Origin of the sequence: Carboxydothermus islandicus (genome assembly GCF_001950325.1) — a bacterium.
Taxonomy (GTDB): Bacteria; Bacillota; Z-2901; order Carboxydothermales; family Carboxydothermaceae; genus Carboxydothermus; species Carboxydothermus islandicus.
Map to the genome: position 1 here is coordinate 1 of NZ_BDJL01000018.1, position 4,463 is coordinate 4,463.

General features: G+C 47.2%; 2 protein-coding genes. Both read right to left on the reverse strand.

Annotation, left to right across the window (positions count from 1 at the left end; translation table 11 throughout):
* Positions 1-602 precede the first annotated feature (602 nt).
* On the reverse strand, positions 603-3,143 hold the full coding sequence (locus ciss_RS03970) for a cytochrome c3 family protein (RefSeq protein WP_075865015.1): 2,541 nt from the start codon (positions 3,141-3,143) through the stop codon (positions 603-605).
* Positions 3,144-3,160: 17 nt separating this feature from the next.
* Positions 3,161-4,463 (reverse strand): multiheme c-type cytochrome (locus ciss_RS03975; RefSeq protein WP_305764287.1); only part of this gene is annotated, 1,303 nt, incomplete at its 5' end.

Genomic DNA, 4,463 nt, shown 5'->3' on the forward strand with positions numbered 1-4,463 from the left:
GCCAGCGCACTTGTGCTAAACAGCACTATCATCAGCACCGTTAGCCCAAGTATCAATATCCTCTTCCTCAAAATGATACCCTCCTCTCTATTTATCCTTCAGCAACTCCTCCCCTCTCTCTCCCCTTACTTCTCTTCTTCCTTCACCTCCTCCCCTCGGGGTAGGGGGGTTGCTTTTAGGCAAGACATGATGAAATTTAGCGAAATTTTCTCGGTAAAATTTTTCTCCCATTTATTCTTTTGCGAAATTAAAAATCCTTTTAAAAGGGTGATTAATTTTGGTTATAGGTATAAATTACTATTTTATGTAAGATGCAATTTTTTCTAAATCACTTTTAAAGAAGTTTTTAAATAAGGAAAATTATCACAAATTTTGATATTAATTTTTTTTATGCCTAAAATTTTTAATTTTTACACAAAGCTTTTAAAATTTTCGCTAATTTGTTCGTAAAACATGTTAAAATTTGGTATATTTTGGTATTTTTTTCTAAGTAAATTTTTCACAATTACATACTTTTACTATTTCACTTTTATACAATTAACAAATCAAAAAACAAACCCCCGGAAAATTTATTCCGGGGGCCAAGTTCTTTTAAAGCTATCTTACTTTCTGGTAAAGATTAAAAGCTGGCTGCGTTTTGCGGAATAGCCAAGGTTTTTCCAGCTGCCAGTAGCTGTTGCAACCCGTCCAGTAGCGCTGTGGCAGTCAACACAGGTGTAAGCTTCGCTTGCCGGAAGTATCGTGTGGTCCATCTGCATTAAGCCGTAAAACTCAAAGTAGCCGCTCATGTTAAAGGGTTTGTTGCCTTTTGAAGTTGGAGTCATAGACAGCCGCGGATTGGTCATGATATTTTCGTTTAACATGTTGAAGTAAATCATCTGCGCGGTATAGCCATCAAATTTAGGTACTTTCTGCTCACCAAAATAAATTTGATTGCTTGTATCATAAGCCGGCATAAAGGAGGTCTTTAGCTTATAAACTCCCTGATAAACCGATTGGAGGATATCGCCGGTTTCGGCATAATACTTCTTATCAAAGGGCAGCATGAAGGGGAAGTTTTCAAAGTCCTTACCGATAGCTTTAAAGTAGACGTCACCAAAGGCCATTGGTATCTTGATGTTTACCCGGTGGAACGGCTGAATCTTGGCTGCAGGGTTTTGCGGATAATTCATTTTACCCATATTTCCTAAAAGTTTGCCCTCATCAAAGATGTCCCCAATGGGCCGGACGCCAAACCGCATCATGTGTTCGTAATCCTGCCGCTTAAAGTTTAAAGTAGGGGTACCGTAACTTCCGCGGTATTCATGGGAATTATTGTTGTATAACGAAGAATCGCTCCAGTTGTTAAATACATAATCTTTGGGTTCATAGATGCCATCCGCTGCTTCTCTTTCGGGATTGCTAAAATCTCTGTAGTCCAAGCCGTAGTCTTTGCTGATGTGGCAGGTGCGGCAGTCCAAGCGCCGCCCGTGGTCGTTTATCACCTGATTGGCATGCACCGTGCCGGTATGGCAGTCGGTACACTGTTTTGCCCGCTGACCATCGTTAGGAGTATAAAGGTCGGGCATCGGGCCAATAACGAACTGGTGCTTATTATATACTCCCTGTCCGGTGGTGTCACCTAAAGCCGGTGTCCAGGCGCCACCCGGGTGGCAGTCCACACAGGAAAGTTTATCATCTTTTAAGTGAACATCAAGGTCGTGCCAGAAGCCGCGCTTATACGCCGGACCGTCTGCCGGGAAGTCGTGACATACCGCACAACCGTTGGCGGTGGGCTTCTTGTAAACGGAAGCTATCGCGGTTAAGACTTTTTGCTGAGGATTGGTGATGCTCGGATCCTGGCCGTTATAAACTTCCCCTACGGTATAGATGGTTGCCTTGCCGTTTGCCACTTTGACATTTCGGGCCGCTCCCTTACTGACATAGTACTGGTCGGCATGGCAGAGGAGGCAGTCGATATCCTTGACATATTCAAGGATAGCAGTGTCAATATTGCCGGAAAGCTGGTTAAAGAGGCCGGTGTTGTAGTTGGGGTCAGCCGGCCCGGATTTAATACCGTAGCCGATATGGCAGCGACCGCAGCCAGCAGCCCGGGAATTGGCACCTGTTCCCCAGCGGCCCAGGAAGCTCTGATAGCCGAAGGTTTCCGGAGCTCCGCAGAGGCGGTTGTACATACCAAACTGCAGCTGTCCCGGACCAAAGCCCAGTTCCCTGAAGCCTTCGATTTGGGCAAGGCCAGGATTTTGCCGGGCCACATTGTGGAGATTGTCCTGATTCATGTAAAGGTCTAAAGGTAGTTTAGGATTGCCCATTTGCCCAAACTGGTAGGCCATCCAGAAAATCGTGTCGCCGTTTTTGGTGAAGGTGCGGTTTAAATAGTGGTTGGTGTAAACGATGTTCTTGATGGAGTTCCATTTACTTGAACCCGGTCCGTGGCAAATCAGGCAAAACTCAGCCGAAGTACCACTCGGATTATTCTGGACCCAGGTTAGAAAATATGAAGTTAATTCACCGTGCTTAGAATTATTGGTAACCGCTGTAGGCTTTTGGGCTGCATTAACCCTGATTAGTCCTGCAGTTACGATGGCATAAGCTGCTTCCGCCCTGGTGACTGTTGTGGAGGGATAGGCGTAAAAATTATTATTGCTGTCGGTCTTTAAAATGGGGATATATCCGTTAAATATTGCCCAGGCTAAATTGCGATTGCCGTTGAAGTCCTTAATTCTTTGTCCTAAGTACCCGGAAGTAGTAACTCCGGTTAATTTCGCCAGGTAATCGGCAAGTTTGGAGCGGTTAAAAGTTTTGTTATCTTCGGGAATTATGCCATCGGCAAAAGTAGAACTGCCAACTGCTTTTTCCACTGCAGTGTGGAACTCTTTATTGGTAATCGGTTTTTGGGGGTAAAATTTCCCTTTGGTCAGGGAAAATACATTTTTAGCTATCGCGTAGTTAACGACCTTGGCGTAGGGAAGGCTACCGATATCCGAAGCTTTTTGGGTATAGTGGCAGGTAGTTGCGCAATTTAACGACTGCTGGGTCATCGGGTCTCTGGCAAACTGCCGGTAGCCGAAGGCCACTGCTGCGGTAAGCAGCAGGGCCAGGCAGGTAATAACGGCAATTAAACTTAATTTATACCTCCTCAACTACTTTCCCTCCCCTCTTATCTTAATCCCGGCATTTCCGTTTCAAAGGCCGTAAAGCTGTGTAAAGCCTGGTCGCTTCCATCGTCCCTTCCTACCTTGGGCATAAAGGTCGCCCAGTCAAAGGCCGCTCCGGTATCGTGGCAGCTGCCGCATAAAGCGTTCGGCAGGTATTTTAACTGCTTTTCAATTCCGTTCTTATCCGCTATCATGCCGTGCGGGTTGTGGCAGGTGGAGCAGTAAACCCCAGCTTTACTGTAATGCTTGCTTTCCTTAAATTCCTGCACCTGACTCATGGCTTCACCGTAATAAATGATGCTTTCCGTTACATTGCCAAAGTCGTAGTTTATACTTTTGGCTGTTGTTCCATTCCCGTGACAGGCAGCAGTACCGCAGGTGTCAACCTTTCCTCCTGCGTTCTTTGTGGCCGGGTTGGTGATGTTCCGGCTGTTGGGGGCTTTGACGTGGAGGCTTCCGTTGCCGTGGCAGGCTTCACAGCCTACGCTGTTGTCAAAGTGGGCGGTCTTCTTCCAGCCGGTATAGTATTTCGGATGGCAGGACTGGCAGCTACTGCTACCCACCGCTGTAGCTCCCGTCTGGCTTTCGTAAGTGGTGGCGGTTACGCTGACGTTTTGTCCGGTATTGGCGTTGTAACCCTCGGCACCGGGACCTTTCCGGTGACAGGTCTCACAGGTCCCCATGTTGGGCGCCCGCTTTAACGCCGAAGACCCGGCAATCTCTTTTAAGCCGTTCTCTCCTACCTCGCTCCAGTAGCCGTACACTTTCTGATTGGTAGTATCTAACAGCGTCCGCTTCCAGAATTCCTTGCTTACACCGTGGGCATAGTGGCAGGTGAGGCAGGTCATGACATCGCCGTTACTCCGCTTTTCGTAAACCATGTTGGTCAAGGGTAAGAACGCTTTAAACTCGTCCACCTTAAAGCCAACCTGGTGCCGGTAGGCTTCGGTGTACTGGCCGGTTAATTTATCGGAAGAGCCGGTGCTGGTGTCGATATCCCCGGTGTCGGTGTTGTAGTCGGTGTGGCAGGCTCCGCAGAACTGGTTGATTCCGGAGGTGTGCTGGACGGATTCGCTGGATTTTAGATAGTCTTTTACTTCCATTTTTACCTGCAAAGCGGGATAGAAGTAGGCATATACTACCGTTACGCTGCCGTTGCCCTGGAGTAATTTAATCCTGGTTTCACCGCTGGTGCCGTCCAAAAGGTAGTCCACCCCTTCGGTCTTTAACTGACCGCTTACCCAGACCTGGGTGCCTTTGTTGTAAGGATAGCTTCTGACCCACTGGTATTGCTGGCTGTTTTCG